Source organism: Streptomyces sp. NPDC005878, from assembly GCF_040629815.1.
Lineage (GTDB): Bacteria > Actinomycetota > Actinomycetes > Streptomycetales > Streptomycetaceae > Streptomyces.
The window spans coordinates 100,949-120,719 of the sequence record NZ_JBEXWK010000015.1 but is presented as its reverse complement, the minus strand read 5'-3'; the positions used below and the strand labels follow the sequence as shown (position 1 = coordinate 120,719).

General features: G+C 72.8%; 22 protein-coding genes and 7 tRNA genes. 18 read left to right on the top strand and 11 right to left on the bottom strand.

Going from position 1 to position 19,771, the window contains the following annotated elements; all coding sequences use genetic code 11:
• The first annotated feature begins 46 nt into the window (after nt 1-46).
• Nucleotides 47-862 carry an RNA methyltransferase gene (locus tag ABZ404_RS22340; protein WP_358837464.1) on the top strand — a complete coding sequence of 272 codons (816 nt, stop codon included), beginning with the start codon at nt 47-49 and terminating at the stop codon, nt 860-862.
• An 8-nt stretch (nt 863-870) separates the two neighbouring features.
• Here the strand turns inward: ABZ404_RS22340 and ABZ404_RS22335 are convergent, their stop codons facing one another.
• Nucleotides 871-2,103, bottom strand: a complete 1,233-nt coding sequence (locus ABZ404_RS22335) for a serine/threonine-protein kinase (RefSeq protein ID WP_358837466.1) — start codon at nt 2,101-2,103, stop codon at nt 871-873.
• 201 nt (nt 2,104-2,304) lie between these two features.
• On the opposite strand from ABZ404_RS22335, the gene ABZ404_RS22330 reads away from it, so the two are divergent.
• The 4 genes from ABZ404_RS22330 to ABZ404_RS22315 all read left to right on the top strand — a co-directional run bounded on the left by ABZ404_RS22330 (nt 2,305) and on the right by ABZ404_RS22315 (nt 4,739).
• Entirely contained in the window at nt 2,305-2,571 is a 267-nt protein-coding gene (locus tag ABZ404_RS22330) for a hypothetical protein (protein ID WP_358837463.1), read from the top strand.
• A gap of 188 nt (nt 2,572-2,759) precedes the next feature.
• Nucleotides 2,760-2,969 carry a hypothetical protein gene (locus ABZ404_RS22325; protein WP_358837462.1) on the top strand — a complete coding sequence of 70 codons (210 nt, stop codon included), beginning with the start codon at nt 2,760-2,762 and terminating at the stop codon, nt 2,967-2,969.
• Between the two features lie 314 nt (nt 2,970-3,283).
• The gene (locus ABZ404_RS22320) at nt 3,284-4,366 is read left to right on the top strand and encodes an aminoglycoside phosphotransferase family protein (RefSeq protein ID WP_358836926.1); all 1,083 of its coding nucleotides are present in this window, start codon (nt 3,284-3,286) and stop codon (nt 4,364-4,366) included.
• Nucleotides 4,367-4,427: 61 nt separating this feature from the next.
• Nucleotides 4,428-4,739 (top strand): zf-TFIIB domain-containing protein, encoded by a 312-nt coding sequence (locus ABZ404_RS22315; protein WP_358836925.1) that lies wholly within the window; start codon nt 4,428-4,430, stop codon nt 4,737-4,739.
• 60 nt (nt 4,740-4,799) lie between these two features.
• On the opposite strand, the gene ABZ404_RS22310 is transcribed toward ABZ404_RS22315, so the two are convergent.
• The 5 genes from ABZ404_RS22310 to ABZ404_RS22290 all read right to left on the bottom strand — a co-directional run bounded on the left by ABZ404_RS22310 (nt 4,800) and on the right by ABZ404_RS22290 (nt 5,284).
• Nucleotides 4,800-4,871 (bottom strand) — tRNA-Val (locus ABZ404_RS22310).
• Between the two features lie 56 nt (nt 4,872-4,927).
• Nucleotides 4,928-4,999 (bottom strand) — tRNA-Val (locus ABZ404_RS22305).
• Nucleotides 5,000-5,025: 26 nt separating this feature from the next.
• A tRNA-Val gene (locus tag ABZ404_RS22300) sits at nt 5,026-5,097 on the bottom strand.
• A 1-nt stretch (nt 5,098) separates the two neighbouring features.
• Nucleotides 5,099-5,172, bottom strand: a tRNA-Cys gene (locus ABZ404_RS22295).
• A 39-nt stretch (nt 5,173-5,211) separates the two neighbouring features.
• Nucleotides 5,212-5,284, bottom strand: a tRNA-Gly gene (locus ABZ404_RS22290).
• Nucleotides 5,285-5,509: 225 nt separating this feature from the next.
• Between ABZ404_RS22290 and ABZ404_RS22285 the strand changes: the two genes are divergently transcribed.
• The 3 genes from ABZ404_RS22285 (at nt 5,510) to ABZ404_RS22275 (ending at nt 8,285) form a co-directional block, all read left to right on the top strand.
• Nucleotides 5,510-6,556 carry a chorismate-binding protein gene (locus ABZ404_RS22285; RefSeq protein ID WP_358836924.1) on the top strand — a complete coding sequence of 349 codons (1,047 nt, stop codon included), beginning with the start codon at nt 5,510-5,512 and terminating at the stop codon, nt 6,554-6,556.
• Nucleotides 6,557-7,378, top strand: coding sequence for an aminodeoxychorismate lyase (locus ABZ404_RS22280; protein WP_358836923.1), 822 nt, complete (start codon nt 6,557-6,559; stop codon nt 7,376-7,378).
• 70 nt (nt 7,379-7,448) lie between these two features.
• Entirely contained in the window at nt 7,449-8,285 is an 837-nt protein-coding gene (locus tag ABZ404_RS22275) for a GNAT family N-acetyltransferase (protein WP_358836922.1), read from the top strand.
• Between the two features lie 81 nt (nt 8,286-8,366).
• Here ABZ404_RS22275 and ABZ404_RS22270 read toward each other — a convergent pair whose 3' ends face one another.
• Nucleotides 8,367-8,885 (bottom strand): DsbA family protein, encoded by a 519-nt coding sequence (locus ABZ404_RS22270; protein WP_358836921.1) that lies wholly within the window; start codon nt 8,883-8,885, stop codon nt 8,367-8,369.
• A 156-nt stretch (nt 8,886-9,041) separates the two neighbouring features.
• On the opposite strand from ABZ404_RS22270, the gene ABZ404_RS22265 reads away from it, so the two are divergent.
• On the top strand, nt 9,042-9,488 hold the full coding sequence (locus tag ABZ404_RS22265) for a hypothetical protein (RefSeq protein ID WP_358836920.1): 447 nt from the start codon (nt 9,042-9,044) through the stop codon (nt 9,486-9,488).
• Between the two features lie 373 nt (nt 9,489-9,861).
• Nucleotides 9,862-10,041 (top strand): hypothetical protein, encoded by a 180-nt coding sequence (locus tag ABZ404_RS22260; protein ID WP_358836919.1) that lies wholly within the window; start codon nt 9,862-9,864, stop codon nt 10,039-10,041.
• Between the two features lie 26 nt (nt 10,042-10,067).
• Here ABZ404_RS22260 and ABZ404_RS22255 read toward each other — a convergent pair whose 3' ends face one another.
• Both ABZ404_RS22255 and ABZ404_RS22250 read right to left on the bottom strand, forming a co-directional pair.
• Nucleotides 10,068-10,625 carry a CGNR zinc finger domain-containing protein gene (locus ABZ404_RS22255; protein WP_358836918.1) on the bottom strand — a complete coding sequence of 186 codons (558 nt, stop codon included), beginning with the start codon at nt 10,623-10,625 and terminating at the stop codon, nt 10,068-10,070.
• Between the two features lie 205 nt (nt 10,626-10,830).
• Nucleotides 10,831-11,244: an SsgA family sporulation/cell division regulator gene (locus tag ABZ404_RS22250; RefSeq protein ID WP_003987206.1), complete on the bottom strand. Its 414-nt coding sequence runs from the start codon at nt 11,242-11,244 to the stop codon at nt 10,831-10,833.
• 189 nt (nt 11,245-11,433) lie between these two features.
• Here ABZ404_RS22250 and ABZ404_RS22245 point away from each other — a divergent pair, with 189 nt between their 5' ends.
• The 4 genes from ABZ404_RS22245 (at nt 11,434) to ABZ404_RS22230 (ending at nt 12,668) form a co-directional block, all read left to right on the top strand.
• Nucleotides 11,434-11,844, top strand: coding sequence for a TIGR02611 family protein (locus tag ABZ404_RS22245; RefSeq protein ID WP_358837833.1), 411 nt, complete (start codon nt 11,434-11,436; stop codon nt 11,842-11,844).
• 64 nt (nt 11,845-11,908) lie between these two features.
• Nucleotides 11,909-11,980: transfer RNA gene (locus ABZ404_RS22240), tRNA-Val, on the top strand.
• 109 nt (nt 11,981-12,089) lie between these two features.
• The gene (locus ABZ404_RS22235; protein WP_358837834.1) at nt 12,090-12,557 is read left to right on the top strand and encodes an SRPBCC family protein; all 468 of its coding nucleotides are present in this window, start codon (nt 12,090-12,092) and stop codon (nt 12,555-12,557) included.
• Between the two features lie 39 nt (nt 12,558-12,596).
• Nucleotides 12,597-12,668, top strand: a tRNA-Val gene (locus tag ABZ404_RS22230).
• Nucleotides 12,669-12,746: 78 nt separating this feature from the next.
• On the opposite strand, the gene ABZ404_RS22225 is transcribed toward ABZ404_RS22230, so the two are convergent.
• Nucleotides 12,747-13,472: a 3'-5' exonuclease gene (locus tag ABZ404_RS22225; protein WP_358835929.1), complete on the bottom strand. Its 726-nt coding sequence runs from the start codon at nt 13,470-13,472 to the stop codon at nt 12,747-12,749.
• Between the two features lie 140 nt (nt 13,473-13,612).
• Between ABZ404_RS22225 and ABZ404_RS22220 the strand changes: the two genes are divergently transcribed.
• The 4 genes from ABZ404_RS22220 to ABZ404_RS22205 all read left to right on the top strand — a co-directional run bounded on the left by ABZ404_RS22220 (nt 13,613) and on the right by ABZ404_RS22205 (nt 18,100).
• Nucleotides 13,613-14,179 (top strand): DUF4365 domain-containing protein, encoded by a 567-nt coding sequence (locus ABZ404_RS22220; RefSeq protein WP_358835930.1) that lies wholly within the window; start codon nt 13,613-13,615, stop codon nt 14,177-14,179.
• Nucleotides 14,179-15,375 (top strand): hypothetical protein, encoded by a 1,197-nt coding sequence (locus tag ABZ404_RS22215; RefSeq protein ID WP_358835931.1) that lies wholly within the window; start codon nt 14,179-14,181, stop codon nt 15,373-15,375. Before ABZ404_RS22220 ends, ABZ404_RS22215 begins: the two co-directional genes overlap by 1 nt.
• A 108-nt stretch (nt 15,376-15,483) precedes the next feature.
• On the top strand, nt 15,484-17,460 hold the full coding sequence (gene thrS / locus ABZ404_RS22210; protein WP_358835932.1) for a threonine--tRNA ligase: 1,977 nt from the start codon (nt 15,484-15,486) through the stop codon (nt 17,458-17,460).
• 79 nt (nt 17,461-17,539) lie between these two features.
• Nucleotides 17,540-18,100 carry an HIT domain-containing protein gene (locus tag ABZ404_RS22205; protein WP_358835933.1) on the top strand — a complete coding sequence of 187 codons (561 nt, stop codon included), beginning with the start codon at nt 17,540-17,542 and terminating at the stop codon, nt 18,098-18,100.
• Between the two features lie 3 nt (nt 18,101-18,103).
• On the opposite strand, the gene ABZ404_RS22200 is transcribed toward ABZ404_RS22205, so the two are convergent.
• Nucleotides 18,104-19,759, bottom strand: coding sequence for a hypothetical protein (locus ABZ404_RS22200; protein WP_358835934.1), 1,656 nt, complete (start codon nt 19,757-19,759; stop codon nt 18,104-18,106).
• Nucleotides 19,760-19,771: the final 12 nt, after the last annotated feature.

Genomic DNA, 19,771 nt, shown 5'->3' with positions numbered 1-19,771 from the left:
GGTCCGCGCCGTTGGCACCACACCCAGGACAAGGCAGTATCACCCTGTGGCTGATCTCATCACCATCGACGACCCCGACGACCCGCGCCTGCGCGACTACACGGGCCTGACCGACGTCGAGCTGCGGCGCAGGCGCGAGCCCGCCGAGGGCCTGTTCATCGCCGAGGGCGAGAAGGTCATCAGACGGGCCAAGGACGCCGGTTACGAGATGCGGTCCATGCTGCTCTCCGCCAAGTGGGTCGACGTCATGCGCGACGTCATCGACGAGCTTCCCGCGCCCGTCTACGCGGTCAGCCCCGACCTCGCCGAGCGTGTCACCGGCTACCACGTGCACCGCGGCGCCCTCGCCTCGATGCAGCGCAAGCCGCTGCCGGCGGCCGAGGAGATCCTCGCCACCAGCCGCCGGGTCGCCGTGATGGAAGCCGTCAACGACCACACCAACATCGGCGCGATCTTCCGCAGCGCCGCCGCCCTCGGCATGGACGCCGTCCTGCTCTCCCCGGACTGCGCCGACCCGCTCTACCGCCGCTCGGTGAAGGTCTCCATGGGCGCCGTCTTCTCCGTCCCGTACGCGCGCCTGGAGTCCTGGCCCAAGAGCCTGGCGACGGTACGGGAGGCGGGCTTCCGGCTGCTCGCCCTCACCCCGGACGAGAAGGCCTCCGCCATCGACGAGGCCGCGCCCCACCGGCTCGACAAGGTGGCCCTGATGCTGGGCGCCGAGGGTGACGGGCTCTCCACCCAGGCCCTGGTCGCCGCCGACGAATGGGTCCGCATCCCGATGGCCCACGGCGTCGACTCGCTCAACGTGGGCGCGGCGGCCGCCGTCGCCTTCTACGCGGTGGCGACGGGCCGCCCCGCGTAGGGCCCCGCCTACAACTGCTGCGCCGCCGCGATCCCCAGCGCCACGATCAGCGTGACCACGAAGAACACGATCAGCCGCTGGCGCAGCAGCCGCGGGTTGGCCGGGCGCAGCCGGCCCGTGCCGGTCCGGGAGCCCGGACGCGTGCCGGGACGGCCGCCCGTGCCGTTGGTGCCGTTCGTCCGGCTGCCGGAGCGGCCCGCGCCCCGGGGCGCGGGCGGGCGCGTGCCGCCGGTGCGCGGCGCGGAGCCGCGCGGAGCGCGCTCCGGCCGGCCCGCGCCGGTACCCCGGCCGCTCTCCGTGTAGCGCTGGGTGCGCTCGTCGTGCTCGTACCGCTCGGTGCGCTCGTTCAGACGGCCGGTGGCGCGCTCCGCCTCGGAGCGGTCGCGCTGGGCGGGCGGGCGCGCGTCCAGCGAGCCGCCCTGCGCCTCCCGCGCCGCGATCTCCTTGAGCCGCATCGAGAGCTGGAGCGTGCTGGGCCGCTCCTCGGGGTCCTTGGCCAGACAGGCCCGCACCAGCGGCGCCAGCGCGTCCGGCACCCCGTGCAGCTGCGGCTCCTCGTGCACCACCCGGTAGAGCATGACCTCCGAACTGCCGTGCCCGAAGGGCGAGTCGCCCATCGCCGCGTACGCCAGCGTCGCGCCCAGCGAGAAGACGTCCGTGGCGGGCGTGACCGCCGCGCCGCGCACCTGCTCGGGCGCGAGGAAGCCGGGCGAGCCCACCGCCGTGCCGACGTGCGTCAGCGTGGAGGCGCCGGTCGCCCAGGCGATGCCGAAGTCGATGATCCTGGGGCCCTTGGGGGAGAGCAGGATGTTGGAGGGTTTCAGGTCCCGGTGCACCACCCCGGCCTCGTGCACCGCCACCAGGCCCTCGGAGAGCGCGGCGCCGATCGCGGCGGCCTCGGCCGCGGCCAGCGGGCCCTCCTCGGCGACCTTGTCGTGCAGTGAGGGGCCCGGTACGTACTGCGTCGCGAACCAGGGGCGCTCCGCCTCCAGGTCGGCCGCGACGAGGCGGGCCGTGCAGCCGCCGCGGATGCGCCGGGCAGCCGACACCTCGCGCGCGAAGCGCGAGCGGAACTCCTGGTCCTCGGCGAGGTCGGGACGGATCACCTTCAGCGCGACCCGCTGGCCGCGCCGGTCGGAGCCGAGGTAGACGACACCCATGCCACCCGCGCCCAGGCGCCGGTGGAGCCGGAACGAGCCGACGACACGCGGGTCCTCGCGCCGGAGCCGCATCATCGCCATGTTCATCCCCGCTGCCCGGTCCTGTTGACGTGGCACAGCTTACGTACCCCCGGGCCGGTGTGCTCATAGGCCGCGCCCTCACGCCCCGATCGATTGTCAGTGCCCGGTGGGAAACTTGAAGAGTGGTCAGCAGCCGCCCGTGCCGGGCGCGCTGACGCGAGCGCGATCTCAACGGTCCGTCGCAGAAGGGGGATTGGTTCGGTGAAGGGTGACCGCGTGGAGATAGTCGTGGACGCGGGTGACACGACTCGGACGTACGAAGTGGTGGCAAGCCGGGCGGGTCGCCGGGTGGAGACGGCGGTCCGCAGGGGGGTGGTGGAAGTGAGCGAAGTCACCCGTAGCGGAACCGTGGTGCGCACCGCGCGCTTCATGGCCAACCGGGTCCTGGCCCTGGTCGAGCAGCCGGTCCCCCGGGAGGACGCGTCGGAGGACCGGGCCCGTCCCCTCCGGGAAGACCCCAAGTCCTAGACCCCCGTCTCCACCCAGGGGAGTACGGGAGTGGGGACCCACTCATCCCCTGGGAGGCCCGGCAATCGGTACGAGGGCATGACGACCGGCGCCCGCCGTTTCCCTAATGTTGAGGTCAAGCGGCGGGCGTAGCACTCGTCCCCCGAGGTCAGACGCCCGCCGCTCTCCATACGAACAGGAGAGGGACCATGGCGGACACGGCAACGCGGACGGTTTTCCGCACGCGAGGACGCAGGGCTTACGCCGCGGCGTTCGGCGCCCGCCGGTCCGGTCCGCGCCACCCCCTGGTGGCGACGGCCATGGCCCTTCCCCTGGCGGCCCTGCTGACAGTCGTCTTCGGCGGCTGGGAAGCGGTGGTCACACAAGCGTCGTCCGTGGGCGTGATGCTGGGGCGCTGAGCGGCGCCCCGGACCCGGTAGAGCGGACCGGGTCGGGGACATCCGGCCATTTCAGCCCCGTGGGGACGGGGGTGCGGCGGACGGCAGTAAAAAGGCGTTGCCCGGACGGCTGGGGAGCCGTCCGGGCAACGCCTTTTGCATGCCCGGTGGTGGGGCGGCGGGCCGTCCGTGGCCGGTCGCGCCCACGCGGCGAAGCCGCACATGTCACAGGCCCGCGCCCCCTCCGGGGCGAGCTGCCGCGCCGGACGTCCGGCTACCGGGTCCCAGGAGGGTCCTCCCGGCCGGCGCGGGCCGAGCCGTACGCTGGGGGACCCATGTCTCCCTCACTCGTCGCCACCCTGGCCGAGGCCGCCCGCACGGCGGCCCACCGCCCGCCCCGCCACCCGTGCGGTGCGTGCGCGGCGGCCGGCCGGGAGCCGGGGGACGGGCTCCGCGCCCCGGGTGCCGAGGTCCTCGCGGACCGGCCGGACGGGACCGTCGTGCGGCACGGCCGCGTCGTGGCCAAGGCGCATGCCCCTGACACGGACCGTGCCGCGCTCGACGTCCGCCTGGCCGTCGCCGCCCACCCCCTCCTGCACGGCGTACTGCTGGCACCCCTGACGCACGCCCCGGTCGGGGCTTTTGTCCCGTCCGGCCCCAGCGCCCCGAGGAGCGCGGGGAACCGCGCGTCCGGCCTCCACCGGCCCGCGGAGGACCGCGCGGCCCTGCCGTCCCGCCCCGTCACCCTCTGGCCCCACGGCGCCCCCGTGGACCCCACCGACCCCGACAGCGCCCCCTGGGCCGAGGCCGGGCGGCTGCTGGCACGCCTGCACCGGGTGCCGACGGACGCGCTGCCCGGGCCGCTGCCCGCCATGCGGGGGCCCCTCAAGGCTGCCCGGGCCGTGGCGCGGATGCGGGCCGCCGGGGTCCGGGGCGCGGCGGGGGAGGCCGTGCTGCGGGCCTGGGACCAACTCCCCGCATGGGTCCGGGCCGAGCTCCCGCGTCCCGGCCCGGCCGAGGACACCGCCCGGCTCTGCCACGGCGACCTCCACCTCGGCCAGCTCGTGCGCCACCCCGCCGGCACCGGCGACTGGCTGCTCATCGACGTGGACGACCTGGGACTGGGCGCACCGGCCTGGGACTTGGCCCGCCCCGCCGCCTGGTACGCGGCGGGCCTGCTCGACCCCGCCGACTGGTCCCGCTTCCTCGCCGCGTACCGGGAGGCGGGCGGCCCCGCCGTGCCCCCGGACGGCGACCCGTGGCCCCAACTCGACGTGCCTGCCCGCGCCCTGACCGTACAGACGGCGGCCCTGGCCCTCGCCAAGTGCGCCGGTGAGCGCCGTGCGCCGGACGAGGCGGAGCTGGCCGTCGTCGAGAGCTGTACCCGAATCGCAGCACTCCCGCCCGGGCTGCCGTGACGGGGGTCCACGTAGGGTGCTGCTTGCCCATCGGAAGTAACGGCGAGGAGTTGAGCCGGTCATGCAGTGTCCCAAGTGCCACGCGCCCATGCACACGTACAACCGCAACGGTGTCCAGATCGAGCAGTGCAGCGGTTGCCGGGGGATCTTCCTCGACTACGGGGAGCTGGAGTCGCTGACCCAGTTGGAGGCGCAGTGGGTGCAGCAGGCCCCGCCCGCCCCGCAGGCCTACCCCGCGCCCCCGGCCCCACAGGGCTACCCGGCCCAGGCCCCGCACGCCCCCGCCTGGGGCGCCCCGCAGCACGGCGGCCACGGTGGTCACTACGGCCACAAGCGCCACAAGGGCTTCGGCCACATGCTCTTCTCGTCCTGACCCGCCCTCGGCGGAACGACGAAGCCCCCGGCCTTCGAGAAGGCCGGGGGCTCCGGGCTGTGCGCGATACTGGGATTGAACCAGTGACCTCTTCCGTGTCAGGGAAGCGCTCTCCCGCTGAGCTAATCGCGCGGGATCGGTCGAAACCATACAGGACGGCTGCGAACCGGGTCGTACTGCGTGCTGCGTGCGCGATACTGGGATTGAACCAGTGACCTCTTCCGTGTCAGGGAAGCGCTCTCCCGCTGAGCTAATCGCGCGGGTACGGATCTTCGAGAAGATCCAGTGGACGATACTGGGATTGAACCAGTGACCTCTTCCGTGTCAGGGAAGCGCTCTCCCGCTGAGCTAATCGTCCTTGGAGGTGGAGACGGGATTTGAACCCGTGTAGACGGCTTTGCAGGCCGTTGCCTCGCCTCTCGGCCACTCCACCAGGAGTGAGAGCGGGGGTTCGGGAAGATCCCCCACATCGAGCGGACGACGAGATTCGAACTCGCGACCCTCACCTTGGCAAGGTGATGCTCTACCAACTGAGCCACGTCCGCTTGTCGGTTCCGTTCCGCTTGCGCGTCCCGGCGACGTGTTGAACTCTAGCGGATTCCCGGGCCAGTACAAAAACGCGTTTGTGCAGCGTGCTGCGGTGTGCCCGCCCCGGCCCCGCCGTCCGAGCCGTCCCGCACCCGCCGCCCGGCCCGCCCCGCGCCCGGTGTCGTCCCAGGTCCGCGCCCGGTCCGGGGCGGCCGCGCGGCGGCGCCCCTAGACTCGCAACCGTGCATGACCTCGCTCCTCTGGCCCGTTTCGGCGGGCTCCTCGCCACCGATCTCCGCGATGTGACCGCCGACCCGGAGGCGCTGGACTCCTCCGGCTTCTGGGCGGTCGCGGCCGACTTCGAGGGCCGGCTCGTCTGTGCCCGCTTCGCGGACGTCCGGGCCGCCCCCGTGCCCGCCCCGGTCCCGGGCGCCTGGCGCGGGCCCGCCGCCGGTGACTGGACGTCCTCGCTCGACCGCGCCGCGTACACCGCGGGCGTGCGCAGGATCCGCGAGCACATCGCGGCCGGCGAGGTCTACCAGGCCAACCTCTGCCGCGTTCTGAGCGCGCCGCTGCCCGACCCGGCCCGCGCCGACGTCGACGCGCTCACCGCGCTGCTCGCCCGGGGCAACCCGGCCCCGTACGCGGGAACGATCCGGCTGCCGGCGCACGGCGTGGAGATCGCCACCGCCTCGCCCGAGCTCTTCCTGCGGCGTACGGAACGGGTCGTCGAGTCCGGGCCCATCAAGGGGACCGGCCGCACGGCCGAGGACCTCCTGGAGAAGGACCACGCCGAGAACGTGATGATCGTCGACCTGGTCCGCAACGACCTGGGCCGGGTCTGCGCCACCGGCTCGGTGACCGTCCCCGAGCTCTGCGCGGTCGAGCCGCATCCGGGCCTGGTCCACCTCGTCTCGACCGTCCGCGGCGAGCTGCGCGAGGGAGCGGGCTGGCGGGAGCTCCTGGACGCCGCCTTCCCGCCCGGGTCGGTCACCGGCGCGCCCAAGTCCAGCGCGCTGCGGATCATCGAGGCGCTGGAGACCGCCCCGCGCGGGCCCTACTGCGGCGGCATCGGCTGGGTCGACGCCGACCGGCGCCGCGGCGAGCTCGCCGTGGGCATACGCACCTTCTGGATCGACCGTCCGCACGGCGTCCTGCGCTTCGGCACCGGCGCGGGCATCACCTGGGGCTCGGACCCCGAGCGCGAGTGGGCGGAGACCGAGCTGAAGGCGGAGCGGCTCCTCGCGGTAGCGTCGGGCGCCCGTACGCCGAGTGGAAGGACCGCGTAGATGCAGATATGGGTGAACGGCGGACTGCGGGACGCCGACGCCGCACAGGTGTCCGTCCTGGACCACGGGATGACCGTGGGCGACGGCGTCTTCGAGACGGTGAAGGCGCGGGAGGGCACGCTGTTCGCGCTGACCCGCCATCTCGCCCGGCTGACCCGTTCGGCCCGGGGCCTCGGGCTGCCCGACCCCGACCCGGACGAGGTGCGCCGCGCCTGCGCCGCCGTCCTCGCGGCCAACCCGGTCGCGCTCGGCCGGCTGCGGATCACCTACACCGGCGGTCTCTCGCCGCTCGGCTCCGACCGCGGCGACGCGGGCCCCACCCTGGTGGTGGCCCTCGGCGAGAGCACCCGGCGCCCCGACACCACCGCCGTGATCACCGTCCCCTGGACGCGCAACGAGCGCGGTGCCGTCGCCGGCCTGAAGACCACCTCGTACGCCGAGAACGTCGTCGCGCTGGCCCGTGCCCATGAGCGGGGCGCCAGTGAGGCCCTCTTCGGCAACACCGTCGGCGCGCTCTGCGAGGGGACCGGCTCCAACGTCTTCGTCGTCCTCGACGGGCAGCTGCACACCCCGCCGCTCGCCTCCGGCTGCCTCGCCGGGATCACCCGCGAGCTGGTCGTGGAGTGGACCGGCGCCCAGGAGACCGAGCTGCCCCTGGCGGTGCTGGAGAGCGCCGAGGAGGTCTTCCTGACCTCCACGCTCCGGGACGTCCAGGCCGTGCACCGCGTCGACGGCCGCGAGCTGACCGGCGCGCCGGGCCCGGTGACCGCCAAGGCGATGCGCGTCTTCGACGAGCGGGCCGCCTCCGACCTCGACCCGTAACGGCCCCCGGGAGCCCGCATCCCGGCAAATCCGGTGACGGACGGGCGGCCCGGCAGGTACAACGGCCTTGATGACCACCACCATCCGGCCGACCGGGCCGCTCCAGCAGGGCGCCGACGGCGCCGCCTTCCGTCGTTACGACGTCTGCGTCAACAGCAGACGCGTCGGCACGATCACCCTCGCCACCGACCCCGCGTTCGGCCCCGCCATGGGAGTGATCCGGGGGCTGCGCGTCGAGGAGCCCGACCGGGGCCGCGGCCGGGGCACCGTCGCGCTGCTCGCCGCCGAGGAGGTGCTGCGGGGCTGGGGCTGCACCCAGGTGCGCGCGGCGGTGCCCGCGGACGCCGTGGCCGCCCTGCGGCTGGCCGACGCGCTCGGCTACACCGAACGCAGCCGGGTCATGGCCAAGCGGCTGCCCGCCGAGCCGCCCGCGCTGCCCGCCTCGGTCGCGGGGCGGCCGATGACCGAGGCCGAGTTCACCGTCTGGCACCACGACGAGCAGGAGAACTACGCCCGGAGCTGGATCGCCCGGGGCGTCCCCGCCGACCAGGCCCGCGCGAAGGCCGAGGCCGACCACCGCGCACTGCTCCCCGAGGGCCTGGCGACGCCCGGCACCCATCTGGAGGTGCTGGTGAGCGACGGCGCCGTGGTCGGGCACGTCTGGGTGGCCCGGCGGCGGCCGGACGAGGAGCCGGGCGCGTACGTGTACGACGTGGCCGTCGCCGAGGAGCACCGGGGCCGGGGCCACGGCCGGTCCCTGATGCTGCTGGCCGAGCGGGCGGCGCTGGCCGACGGGATGTCCACAGTGGCCCTGCACGTCTTCACCGACAACATCCCGGCCCTGCGGCTCTACGAGTCGCTGGGGTACGAGCCGGTCGAGTACAACCGGGCGAAGGCGCTGATCTGAACCCCGCGCGGGCAGGGGGAACCGCGTGTCCTGCCCGGCACGGGCCGCGGCCGGACGAACCCCGCGTCGCCCGGGGGAGCGCTACGCGCCCAGCAGCCGGTCCGCGATCTCCTGGACGCGGGCGCGCAGGCCCTCCTGGCTCTTGCCGCCGTCCAGGCGCTCGCCGTCGATGACGTACGTGGGGGTGCCGGTGACGCCGATCGCCTTGCCCTCCGCCTGGTCGGCGTCGACGATCAGCAGGTGCCGGCCGTCGATGAGCGCGGTGTCGAACTCCTCGGCGTCCAGGCCCAGTTCCCGCGCGGTGTCGAGCAGAACGCGCTCGCCCCGCTCGCCGAGCTCCCCGGTACGGGCGAGCACCGCCTCCACGTACGGCCAGCCCCGGCCCTGCTCGAACGCCTCCTCGGCGGCCTGGGCGGCGGCGTAGGCGTGCTTGTGCTTCTCCAGCGGGAAGTGCCGCAGCCGGATGTCGAGCCGGTCGCCGTACTGGTCCCGCAGGGCGCGGACGTCGTCGAGGGCGGCGTGGCAGTCGGGGCACTGGAGCTCGCACCACACGTCGAGGACGACGGGGGCGGAGCCGGTTTCGGGGGTGGTCTCGCTCATGGGACCAGTCTTCCAGCCCGGCCCGAGGGGCCCCAACCGGGACCTGGGGAGGATCCGCCCCCCGAGATCTCCCTGATGTCCCGGCCCACCGTGGCCCGGACGGGCCGCGGCGGTGCAGGATGGAAGGGCCACACCCCCCATGTCTGGAGGAACCGGATGCTTGCCGAGACCGTCTGCTCCGCCGCGTCCGCCGCCGGACTGGGCATCGCCGCCGTCACGGCGTACCGCAAGCGCTTCCTGGCGGCCACCCGGATCGCCGCCTACGCGCTGGTGCCCGTGGCCCTGGTCATGACGGGCGTCGTGGGGTGGGTGTCCGACATCGTCTTCAAGCCGACCGTCTGGGCGGGCTTCGGCCTGCTCGGCATCGCCTGGCTGCTCTTCTCCGCCACCCGGTTCGTGGAGCGCCGCTCCGAGGGCGGCACCCGCAAGGAGCGCAGGGCGGCCGCGGCGGCGCAAGGAGAGGCGGTCGCCCCGACCGCCTCCGCGCCCTCCCTGGGCGCCGGACGCGGGTCCGCGCCCCGGCCCGCCCCCAAGGCGAAGGGCGCCTCGGGCGGGGACGACTTCAGCGACATCGAGGCGATCCTGAAGAAGCACGGGATCTGAGCCCGGCGGGCCGCCCGCCCCGCGCGGAATCTGAAACCCCGTCGGAATCTGACGCTCCGTAATGTGCCGTGAGCGGGCCCGGTCGCGGAATTCCCATGGTCGCTCATTCCCTTATACGGAATTTCAGTTGGACTGAATTCCGGCCAGGCGCCGGGAGCGCTCCCATGAACGATGCGAGGGCGTTTTCCGGGCCCTGCCGGGCCCGGCCGGCAATTGCCCGCCCGTGCGGGCGCGACGCGGGCGCCACGCCGACGAGGGCGATCCCGGACCGGGCGGCGCTGGAACACTTGCCCGTCAACATCGAAGTAACTCCCTCTCCGAGTGGGCGTGTTGGCGCACGGCGGTGCCGCCGCTGGTCCATCATCACCCCGAGATGCTGGACACTTCCCCGGGGCACGTCCCCGCGCCGCCCGAAGACCCGCGCCCCGCGACCCTGGCCGACGAGCCGCGCGGCTGCCTCTTCGCCCTTTCGCAGCCACCCCTGATGATCTTCCTCGGGGTAATCGGCTTTCTGCTGCTCATGGCGGCCGTGCACGACCTGTACCTCTTGTGACCGGCCGTGCGGAAGGGCGCCCGGGATCAGCCCGCGGCTTCCTTGCGCCGGGCCCGGTAGGCGGCGACGTGCAGCCGGTTCCCGCAGGTGCGGCTGTCGCAGTAGCGGCGAGAGCGGTTGCGCGAGAGGTCCACGAAGGCCCGCCCGCAGTCCGGCGCCTCGCACCGGCGCAGCCGCTCCTGCTCGCCGGTGACCACGATGAACGCCAGCGCCATCCCGCCGTCGGCGGCCAGGTGGTCGGCGATCGAGGCGCCGGGCGCGAAGTAGTGCACATGCCAGTCGTAGCCGTCGTGGTCGGTCAGCTGGGGGGTGGTGCCCGCCTCGGCCACGATCTCGTTGACCAGGCCGGCGGCCGCCCGGGCGTCCGGCGCCTCGAAGACGGCCGAGAACCGGTCGCGCACGGTCCGTACACCGGAGAGGTCCCGCGCGGTCAGGCTGTCCACGCCGCTGACGTCGTGCTCCCGCGCGAAGTCGTACAGCGCCTCGATGTCGGCGAGCCGGTCGGGCTCCTCGCCCTCCGGCGCGGTGTTCACCAGATCGACCACGATGTCGAGGGCGATCCGGGTGTCGTGAGGGATCAGCACGATTCGCTCCCTGGCCTGCTGCGGGCCGGTGCCCGCCGATGCTGGCCGACTCTACTGGCTTCCGCGCGCGGCGCACCGGCGCCCGTCCCGCGAGGGTGCTCGCGGGACGGGCGCCGGTGCGATGCCTAGGAGGGGGGCGTGCCTATGCGGGTGTCCGTGCGCCGTCTCCCCGAGTCGGACGGCGCCGTGCGGCTCTCGGGCTGGCTCAGTTCTCCGCCAGGATGTGCGAGAGCTCCGTGTCGAGATCGAAGTGACGGTGCTCGGTGCCCGGTGGCACCGCGGCGTCGGTCCGCTTCAGGAACGACTCCAGCGCCCGCGCCGGGGCTTCGAGCAGGGCTTCTCCTTCCGGGGAGCTGAGGGCGATGCAGACGACGCCCTGACCGTGGCTGCGCGACGGCCAGACTCTGACGTCTCCGGTACCGGTGGGCCGGTGCAGGCCCTCGGCGAGGAGGTCGCGGGCGAACACCCACTCGACGGTCTCCTCGGCTCCGGTGTGGAAGGTGGCGTGCACGGCGTAGGGATCGGCCGTGTCATACCGCAGGCCCGCCGGTACAGGCAGTGAGGACTCGCTCGACACAACGAGGCGCAGGTGCAGCTCGCAGCTGACCGTGGTGTTCATAAGCGCCAGGGCCTTTCGCTCAGTGTGCGCTCGGGGATTCGCACGTCGGCGAAATCGACATGCCACCTACGGTGCCGTTGTAAACCCCTCTGGCCGTTTTGCGGGTGTTCAGGTAGCTCGTACGGCGGAGTATTACTTTGGGTTATGCGGCCATTCTGGTGAGCATCCGCGTCGGGTAGGTTGGAGCGCATGAATACGGGGAGTGACGAGCAGGCCGGGGCGCCGGACGCGGCGCTGGGATCGCGGGCACCGGCCTTCATCAAGGCGTCCAGGACGCTCCACCTGAGCTGGCAGGTCGGCGTCTTCGTGGTGGGTCTCGCGGTGGTCGTGGCGGGCGTCATCATGCTTCCGCTCCCGGGGCCCGGCTGGCTGGTGATCTTCGGCGGCATGGCGATCTGGGCGACCGAGTTCGTCTGGGCCCAGCTGGTGCTGCGCTGGACCAAGCGGAAGGTCACCGAGGCCGCGCAGCGCGCCCTCGATCCCAAGGTGCGGCGGCGGAACATCATCCTGACGACGGTGGCTCTGGTGATCATGGCGGTGCTCGCCGGGATCTACCTCTGGAAGTTCGGCCTCGTCATGCCGTGGAAGATCAACGACTGACCGGCGGACCCCGCCACCCTGGTCAAACGCCCCGCTGACATGCGGTAATGTTTGCGGTGCGCCCGGGCGATTAGCTCAGTGGGAGAGCGCTTCGTTCACACCGAAGAGGTCACTGGTTCGAACCCAGTATCGCCCACCCGGACCGAAGGCCCGGAGATCCACCACGGATCTCCGGGCCTTCGGCGTTCGGGGAACGCGCCACCCGGGACCGGTGTACTTTCCGCTCCCCGGCGCAGACTTCCCTCATGAGGCCGACGACCGCGCGATGGAGCCACTACCGGTTCCGCAGCGTCTGGCACCTGCCCGCCCCGCCCGCCGCCGTCTTCGCGGTCCTGGCCCGCCCCGAGGAGTACCCCCGCTGGTGGCCGCAGGTCCGCGAGGTCGTCGCCGACGGCGGTGACGGCCGCGCGGGCAGCGTCAGGTTCCGCTCGCTCCTGCCGTACGACCTGGTCGTCACCGCCCGCGAGTCGCGCCGCGACGAGGCGGACGGTGTCCTGGAGACCGCCATGAGCGGCGACCTGGACGGCTGGGCCCGCTGGACGCTCGGCGCGCTGGGCGGCGGCACGCGCGCGCTGTACGAGCAGGAGGTCGAGGTGCGCAAGCCGCTGATGCGGCGCCTCGCGCTTCCCGGGCGGCCCGTCTTCGTCGCCAACCACGCCCTGATGATGCGCTCGGGACGGCGGGGGCTGACCGCCCTGCTGAACGGAGTTTGAACCCGGGCCGTCCGGGCCTGTATGGTTCAGTCCGTTCCCGGGCGATTAGCTCAGTGGGAGAGCGCTTCGTTCACACCGAAGAGGTCACTGGTTCGAACCCAGTATCGCCCACCGGGAGAAGGCCGGTCCGTCATCGACGGACCGGCCTTCTGCTTTGTCCCGCCCAGGCCGCCGTCCGGACGGCGGCGCTCAGGCCGCGGCCGGAAGCTCCGGGCGCACCGGCCACGCCGGATCGACCGCCTCCGGCGTCCCGTTGCGGGTGAACCACGCCTGCAAGCCCCGCGCCTGGGCCGCGTGCCAGCCCGTCTGGAGCGTGTGGATCTCCGCCGGCGTCAGCCGTTCGAGCCGCGCCGCGAACCGCCGGCCCACCGCCCGTACGACCTCCAGCGCGGCCAGCGCGTCCGCCGCCGCCTCATGGGCGCCCTCCAGTGCCACCCCGTAGTGCTCGCACAGATCGGAGAGCGTGCGCCGGCCCTTGCGGTACCGGTCCAGATGCTTGTCCAGGACCCGCGGGTCGAGCACCCGCAGCGGCGCGCCGTCCAGATAGCGCGCCAGCGACGAGGCGCGGTGCCGCCTCAACTCCCTATCCAGCAGCGTCAGATCGAACGGCGCGTTCATCACCACCAGCGGGCGGCCCGCCGCGCACTCCTCGGCCAGCGCCCTGGCCACCTCGTCCATCACCGGCGCGGGCCACCGCCCGTTCAGCTGGAGGTGCTCGTCGGTGAGCCCGTGCACGGCGGTCGCGGCGGCCGGCACCGGTATGCCCGGATTCACCAGCCAGCGCGTCGACCGCGGGCGCGAACCCGGGCCGTCCTGCACCACCAGCGCGGCCGAGACCAGCCGGTCCCGCTCGACGTCCACCCCCGTCGTCTCGGTGTCGAAAGCGGCCAGGGGGCCTTCATACCAGCACGTCATGGTTCAACTCCCTTTGCGCCCTTGGCAGATGGCGTGCGTCCCCTGCCCGATCCGGTGATACCCGGGCCGTTTGCGGCGTACGCCCATCGGCAACAACACAGGTGACGGGCCCGCGAGTTGACGGAAGGCGTACGACGGCCATGGCGATCGCGCAGCCCGAGCCGAGCGGGCTCCTGTCCGGGCCGACCGGACCGCCGCGCGGCTCACTCGCCACCACCGCCTGCATGGAGACCCTCCAGGTGGGCTATCTCCACGCCGTGGCGGCAGCCGCCGGCTGCTCGCTCTCACAGCCCTTTCCGGACAACGGGATCGACTGGCACGTGAGCCACAGCGCCCCCGGCCACACCGTCGACGACGAAGTCACGATCAAGGTGCAGCTCAAGTCCACGTACCAGATCCCCCCGCACCCCCCGGGCGGGGCCTTCTCCTTCACCCTCGACAACGAGCACCTGGTGAAGCTGGCCCGCACCCCCGTCTCGGTGCACAAGATCCTGGTCGTGATGCTCGTGCCCAGGAGTCGGGACGAGTGGCTGCGCGCGGGCCACGACCGGCTCGCGCTGCGGCACTGCTGCTACTGGACCAACCTGGCCGGCCACGCGGTGACCGGACGGCGCAGGACCACGGTGCGGATACCGACCTCGCGGATCTTCGACGATCGCGCGCTCTGCGAGATCATGACCCGGGTCGGGGTGGGAGGGAGGCCCTGATGCGTCTGTCGAGCGGGGAGCCGGGCGGGCCCGGGGCGGTGGAACCCGTCCCGGCACAGGTGGACCCGGCCGTGCTGGGCGTGCTGCTGCGCCGCCACGGCTGGCAACGGCGCGGCGGGGCGGCGGGACGGTACGCGCGCTGGACCCCTCCCGCGGGCGCCGGACCGGGGACGAGCCTGCTGGTGCCCGAGAGCCGCGCGTACCCCGACAGCGAGGACCTGATCGGCGAGGCGCTCACCGCGCTGGCCCGCTCGGCCGAGCCCTCCGCGCGCGAGGTGCTGGTCTCCCTCGCCGTCCCCAGCGACGAGGTCCGCTGGTGGCGCGGCGCCCCGCCCGGCCCCTCCGGCGCCACTCCTTGGGCCGAGCAGGAGCGGCTGCGCGGCGCCGCCCACCGCATGCTCCTGGCCGCGGCGCTCGCCGTGCGCGGCCGCGCCGGGTACTACGGCGCCCGCCACCGGCGGCAGGCGCTCGCCGCCCTGGAGCGCGTCCTGGTGGCCCAGGCGCCCGGCGGACGGCTCACCGCGTTCGTCCCCGTGGAACAGGCCCGCCCGGTCGTGGTGCGGCTCTACGAGGCGCTGTACGCGGTCCGCGAGGCCGTCGACTACCGCCGGACCACCGGCGGCCTTGAGGCCTTCGACACGGCCGTCGCCGCCGGGGCCAGCCGCGAGCTGACCGAGGCGGTCGTCGCCCTGGTCGCGGGCTCGGAGGGCGTCCGCGTGGCCCTGGAGTGGGCCCCGGCGGCGGGCGTCCCGGCCGGCTGCGCGCCGCGTCCCGAACCCGTCGAGTTCTCGCCCGGCGACCTGCCCGCCCTGCGCGAGGCCGGGGTGCGCTACCTCCGGGACGAGCCCGCGCTGCCGGTCCGGGTCACCGGCGCGGTGGTCCGGCTGCGGCGCTCGGGGCCGCGCGGACCGGGGACCGTACGGCTGCGGGTGCTGGCGGGCGCGGAGATCCCGTACGTACGGATGGAGCTGGACGAGGAGGCCTACCGGATCGCCGGCCACGCCCACCTCGTCGGGCTGCCCATCCGGGTGGCGGGCCGGCTGGAGAGCCGGGGCGGCTTCCGCCGGCTCGCCGGGGCGACCGGCGTGGCCCCGGTCCAGGTGGACGACGCCGAGCGGGACCGGCTGATGAAGTCGATCCAGGGGACCATGGAGAGCGTGGCCTTCTTCGAGGAGGCGTGCGCGGGGGAGGAGTGAGGGGGCGCGGGGCAGCGGGAACTGTTTCGCGGGGGAGGCCACCGGCTCGGTAGGATTCCCTCGCGTACGCGGTACGAGCGTGCGTACCCCTTCAGTCAGGAGAGACCGGTGTCAGACGTCCGTGTGATCATCCATCGCGATTCCGAGCGGGAAGAGCGCGTGGTGACGACGGGCACTACGGCTGCCGAGCTCTTCGCCGGTGAGCGCACCATCGTGGCGGCCCGCGTGGCCGGTGAGCTGAAGGACCTCGCCCACGTGGTGAAGGACGGCGAGGAGGTCGAGCCCGTCGAGATCTCCTCCGAGGACGGCCTCAACATCCTGCGCCACTCCACCGCCCATGTGATGGCCCAGGCCGTCCAGGAGCTCTTCCCCGAGGCCAAGCTGGGCATCGGCCCGCCGGTCCGGGACGGCTTCTACTACGACTTCGACGTCGAGCGGCCCTTCACCCCCGAGGACCTGAAGGCCATCGAGAAGAAGATGCAGGAGATCCAGAAGCGGGGGCAGCGCTTCTCGCGCCGCGTCGTCACCGACGAGGCCGCCCGCGAGGAGCTCGCGGACGAGCCCTACAAGCTGGAGCTCATCGGCATCAAGGGCTCGGCCTCCTCCGACGACGGCGCGGACGTCGAGGTGGGCGGCGGCGAGCTGACCATCTACGACAACCTGGACGCCAAGACCGGCGAGCTGTGCTGGAAGGACCTCTGCCGCGGTCCGCACCTGCCGACCACCCGGAACATCCCGGCGTTCAAGCTGATGCGCAACGCCGCCGCGTACTGGCGCGGCAGCGAGAAGAACCCGATGCTCCAGCGCATCTACGGCACCGCGTGGCCGTCCAAGGACGAGCTGAAGGCGCACCTCGACTTCCTCGCCGAGGCCGAGAAGCGCGACCACCGCAAGCTCGGCGCCGAGCTCGACCTGTTCTCCATCCCGGAGCAGATCGGCTCCGGCCTCGCCGTCTTCCACCCCAAGGGCGGCATCATCCGCCGGGTCATGGAGGACTACAGCCGCAAGCGGCACGAGGAGGAGGGCTACGAGTTCGTCTACACCCCCCACGCGACCAAGGGGAAGCTCTTCGAGCAGTCGGGCCACCTGGACTGGTACGCCGACGGCATGTACCCGCCCATGCAGCTCGACGAGGGCGTGGACTACTACCTCAAGCCCATGAACTGCCCGATGCACAACCTGATCTTCGACGCGCGGGGCCGGTCCTACCGTGAGCTGCCGCTGCGCCTGTTCGAGTTCGGGACGGTGTACCGGTACGAGAAGTCGGGCGTCGTGCACGGCCTGACCCGGGCCCGCGGCTTCACCCAGGACGACGCGCACATCTACTGCACCAGGGAGCAGATGGCGGAGGAGCTCGACAAGACGCTCACCTTCGTCCTGAACCTGCTGCGCGACTACGGTCTGACCGACTTCTACCTGGAGCTGTCCACCAAGGACCCGGAGAAGTTCGTCGGCTCGGACGAGGTCTGGGAGGAGGCCACCGAGACCCTGCGGCAGGTCGCCGAGAAGCAGGGCCTCCCGCTGGTCCCGGACCCGGGCGGCGCCGCGTTCTACGGCCCGAAGATCTCCGTGCAGTGCAAGGACGCCATCGGCCGCACCTGGCAGATGTCGACCGTGCAGCTCGACTTCAACCTGCCGGAGCGCTTCGACCTGGAGTACACCGGTCCGGACGGGTCCAAGCAGCGCCCGGTCATGATCCACCGCGCGCTGTTCGGCTCGATCGAGCGCTTCTTCGCGGTGCTCCTGGAGCACTACGCGGGCGTCATGCCGCCGTGGCTGGCCCCGGTCCAGGCGGTCGGCATCCCGATCGGCGACGCCCACATCCCGTACCTCCAGGAGTTCGCGGCCGCGGCGAAGAAGAAGGGCCTGCGGGTCGAGGTGGACGCGTCCTCGGACCGGATGCAGAAGAAGATCCGCAACCACCAGAAGGCCAAGGTCCCGTTCATGGTCATCGCGGGTGACGAGGACATGGCCGCCGGCGCCGTCTCGTTCCGCTACCGCGACGGCTCGCAGGAGAACGGCATCCCGGTCGACGAGGCCATCGCCAAGCTGCTGAAGGTCGTCGAGGAGCGGGCGCAGGTCTGACGCGCCCCACCAGCTCGACGCGGCCCCCGGGAAGCCCCGCTCCCCGGGGGCCGCTCCTCGTCGCCGACCGCGAAGTCATATGCTGCACAGCATGACGAGTGAGCCGGAGCAGCAGATCGGAGTGGGGGTCCAGGACGCCTTCCAGCGCCTGTGGACGCCCCACCGGATGGCGTACATCCAGGGCGAGAACAAGCCGACCGGCCCGGACGCCGGCGACGGCTGCCCCTTCTGCTCGATCCCGGCCAAGTCGGACGAGGACGGGCTCGTGGTGGCCCGGGGCGAGCACGTGTACGCGGTGCTGAACCTCTACCCGTACAACGGCGGCCACCTCATGGTCGTGCCCTACCGGCACGTCGCCGACTACACCGGTCTGGACGCCGCCGAGACCCTGGAACTCGCCGAGCTCACCAAGCAGGCCATGACGGCGCTGCGGACCGCCTCCGGGGCGCACGGCTTCAACATCGGCATGAACCAGGGCTCGGTCGCGGGCGCCGGTATCGCCGCGCATCTGCACCAGCACATCGTGCCCCGCTGGGGCGGCGACACCAACTTCATGCCGGTCGTCGGCCACACCAAGATCCTGCCCCAACTCCTGGGCGACACCCGCGAGATGCTCGCGCGGGCGTGGCCCAGGAGCTGACGCTCAGGCGTCGTACAGGTCGGCCTTGCGCGGCGCCGGGTCCTGCACCATGCCGCTCAGGACCATCGAGCGGTTGGTGAAGCGCTCGGTGTCCACGCCGTTCTCGTCCAGCACCTTCATCGCGGCGGCGTGCACCACGCGCAGGACCGGGGTGGCCGCCCGCATCGCGTCGTCGGCCATGAAGCGGTGGCGCCAGGGCTTGTCGGCCCAGGCGTGCCGCAGACCGAACGGCTCGGGCAGCACGAGCTTGCCCCCGAGGTGGTCCAGGAGCGGCGGGTACCAGGTGAGCGGGGCGCGGGCGGCGAGGCGGACGACCTCGCGCGGCTCGACCAGCGGAAGCTGTATCTCCTTCTTCTCCCAGAACTTGAACGTCTTGTCGACCGACTTGGTCTTGGGGCTGGGCTTGGTGGTGAACAGGGCGTGCACCGGGCCCAGCGCGTGGCCGGTGACCTCGATGCGCAGGGTCTCGTGGAGCACGGTCACGGTGATCATCATGGTGATCACCAGCTGGCCGTCCCAGAGGGTGAACTGCACGCCCAGGTAGTGGCGGTTGCCGCTGGAGAACTGCTGCTCGTTGCAGATCCGCTGGACCTCGTGCTGGCGGACCTGGAAGCTGTCGACGTCCTGGCCGGTGGGCCGGGCGACCTCCTTGGCGTTCTCGCCGACGGGGGAGACCACCCAGTTGGTGACCGAGGGCCGGGGGAAGCCGCCGGTGTGCAGCGGGCCGCGTTCGAGGAGCTGGAGGCGGTCCTGGATGGACTTGATGACGTCCCAGCTGCGGAAGCCGTGGATCTCCTTGCCGGGCTCCTTGGAGACGAGCTCCTCGGCCAGCTGCCAGCTGCCCCAGCGGGTGCCCATGCCGAGTATGCCCTTGGGCCCGGCGTAGAAGACGGCGTTGCTCTGCTGTTCGGCGGTGAGCTTGGCCAGGCTCTGGCGCAGCCTTTCGGCGGCGGTCTCGTGGGGGTTCTTCGGTACGGCCTCGGGGATCTTGGCGCCGACGCCGCCCCCGGAGAGCAGGCCGTTCCAGCGGGCCCGCAGGTCCCTGGCGGTGGCCTCGCAGATCTGCTTGGCCCAGAACCAGCCGAGGACGGGCATGACCAGCATGGCGCGCAGGTAGATCGCCAGGAAGCCGCCGAAGGGCAGCTTGACCAGGGCGATCACCGCGAGCACGCCGAAGGCCAGCAGGAGCAGGTTGCCGAGGGCGCCGACGCGGCGGTCCTTGGCGCCGGCGAGGGTGCGGCGCAGTTGGAAGAGGCCGAGCCAGAGCAGCAGCCCGGGCAGGAAGAGCACCCCGAAGACAGCGGTGACCAGGGTGAGCCTGGTGTCGCGCTCCTTGCGGATGCGGATCGCGGCGAGGCAGTGCTCGACGACGGTCTGGGGCTCGGTGCCGAAGGACTGGATGAGCGCCTTGCGGGTGGCGCCGAGCATGCGGGACTGCACGGCGCGGGAGAAGGCCTCACCGAGGTTGGGTTCGAAGAGCGAGAGCCGGGGCTTGGTGACGACCGACTCGTGCCACTCGTTGTTGGCCTTGAGGATGTCGGTGACCGGGCTGTCGCGGTAGGCGGCCGAGGCGAGTGCCTGGGTCGCCGCCGTCTGGCCCGCCGCACCCTGGAGCGGGACCTGGGCCCCGGGTGAGAAGTCGAATGGTTGGTCCGCCACTGCCGCCCCCAT